General features: G+C 70.0%; 2 protein-coding genes. One reads left to right on the top strand and one right to left on the bottom strand.

The features are described from left to right. Window positions 1-756: translocation/assembly module TamB domain-containing protein (locus D7V93_RS42345; RefSeq protein WP_147451656.1), on the top strand; the 756-nt coding region annotated here is incomplete at its 5' end. A gap of 49 nt (window positions 757-805) precedes the next feature. Here D7V93_RS42345 and D7V93_RS42340 read toward each other — a convergent pair. After that, window positions 806-1,852 carry a hypothetical protein gene (locus D7V93_RS42340; RefSeq protein WP_120648606.1) on the bottom strand — a complete coding sequence of 349 codons (1,047 nt, stop codon included), beginning with the start codon at window positions 1,850-1,852 and terminating at the stop codon, window positions 806-808. Window positions 1,853-1,985 lie beyond the last annotated feature (133 nt).

Below are 1,985 nucleotides of genomic sequence, written 5' to 3'. Positions count from 1 at the left end.
GGGGAGGGCCCACCGCAGCGCCAGTTCTGGGTGAACATCAACGCGCCCCGCAACCTGTGGGTGCGCGGCTCGGACCTCAACGTGCAGCTGGGCCTGTCCGAGGGCTTCCGCGTCGAGTACGCCAACGAGGCGCGCATGTTCGGCGAGGTGATGGTGCTGCTGGGCCGCGTGGACGTGCTGGGCCGCCGCTTCGACGTGCAGCGCGACAGCCAGGTGCGCTTCACCGGCCCGGTCATGACCCCGTACATCAACGTCACCGCCGAGCACCGCAACGACAACGCGGCCGTCACCGTCTTCGTCACCGTGCGCGGCCAGGGCAAGGAGATCACCCTCAAGACGAGCAGCGACCCGGCCCTGCCGGAGTCTGAAATCTACACGCTGCTCGCCACCGGCCGGCGCACGCTGGAGCGCGGCTCCGGCGCGTCCATGAACGCGGGCGCGCAGGCGGCGTCGGTGGTGGGCTCGTTCGTCGCCAACGAGGCGCGCAAGGCCATCGCCGCGAAGCTGCCCCTGGACGTGCTCTCCATCGAAGCGGGCGACAGCGGCATCTCCGGCACCAAGCTGGAGGTGGGCACCTACGTGACGGATAAAATCTACGTGGGCTACACCGGCCGCGTGGGCGCGAACCTCCAGAAGGGGGAGAACGCCAACGCCGTGCGCTTCCAGTACCTGTTCAGCCCGCGCTGGAGCCTGGAAGGCCAGTACGGCGACGCGCGCTCCGGCGGCCTGGACCTCATCTGGTCGAAGGAGTACTGACCGCGCGCCCGGGCGGGGACCTCCGCCCGGGCGGCGTCACGCAACGCTTCTACAGCGCGTACACCTGGTAGCACGCGCCCATCGGGCCCACGCCCGAGGTGCCCGCGCCGGGCGCATCCCGCCACACGCCCTCCGCGCCGCACTGCTGCCAGAGGGTGCTGGAGGCCTGCACGCAGGTGCGCGTGGCCACGCCCCGGCCCAGGCGCGTGGACTGGCAGTAGGGGAAGGACACGTTGCAGTTGGTCGGCTTCGCCGTGCTGCCCGCGGTGAAGACGCCCGACAGGCACTGGCGCCACAGCGCGTCCGACGAGCTCTGCACGCACGACGCCTCCGGCACCGTGGCGTCCACCGTGCCCGAGTAGCAGCCCGCGGGGGTGCTCGACGGCCACGGGTAGGCCGTGGCGTAGCGGTTGTAGATGGAGGCCATCAGCGACGAGCCACCCACGGTGGTGCGTCCGCACTGGATGGCGTACGCGCCCACCCAGGGCGTGTACGTGTAGAGCGCCGCGGTGACCTTGTTCGCGGGCTTCACCGAGCACGGATCCAACGTGGACTTCGTCACCCCCACCTTCCAGCCGGAGACGGTGGTGCCGCTCGTCTCCAGGTCGGTGAGGTAGCCGCGCATCTTCTTCGCGGCGCACTCCACTTGCTTGCCGAAGCCCACGTATTGCGCGTCACACCCGCTGCTGTCCGGACAGCCACAGCCGGTGGCCTTGCTCAGGTTGGTGGAGGTGCCGCTCTGGATGAGGCTGGACTCGCCCTGGATGCGCGCGAGCATGTACAGCGGGCTGATGTTGGACGCGCGCGAGCGCTCCACGATGAGCGTCGCCGCCGTCTTGCCGTAGGCGGGATCCGTGTAGCCCGCCAGGTACGAGCCCTGCTGCTGCAGGAACGCCTGCACATTGGCCGGCGTGATGGCCTGTCCGCCGGTGACGTCCGAGTCCTCCAGCAGGCGGTGCATGTCGTACTTCGTCGTCGCCTCTTGCAGCACCTGCCCGGTCAGCTCGTCCACGACCGGCTCCGGCGCGTCCTCCAGGGGACCACAGCCGGCCGCCAGCAGCGCGGGCACCAACAGCACGCACAATCGGAGCTTCATCTCTCACACCTCGGGAAAGGGGCCGCGGGAGAAGGCGCCGACGGGGGCCGGCCCCGCCCCGTGGCCAGGGGAACCGGGGCTGTAGCCGGTGGGGCGAGGCCGACTCAAGATATTCCTGGAATTTGGGAATAAC

The organism is Corallococcus llansteffanensis (assembly GCF_003612055.1).
GTDB classification, from domain to species: Bacteria; Myxococcota; Myxococcia; order Myxococcales; family Myxococcaceae; genus Corallococcus; species Corallococcus llansteffanensis.
This window is presented reverse-complemented; position numbering and strand designations above follow the sequence as displayed.

Bases quoted from the DNA above. Each gene is read 5' to 3' on its own strand.
- D7V93_RS42340 (WP_120648606.1), bottom strand. From the start codon at position 1,852: ATGAAGCTCCGATTGTGCGTGCTGTTGGTGCCCGCGCTGCTGGCGGCC.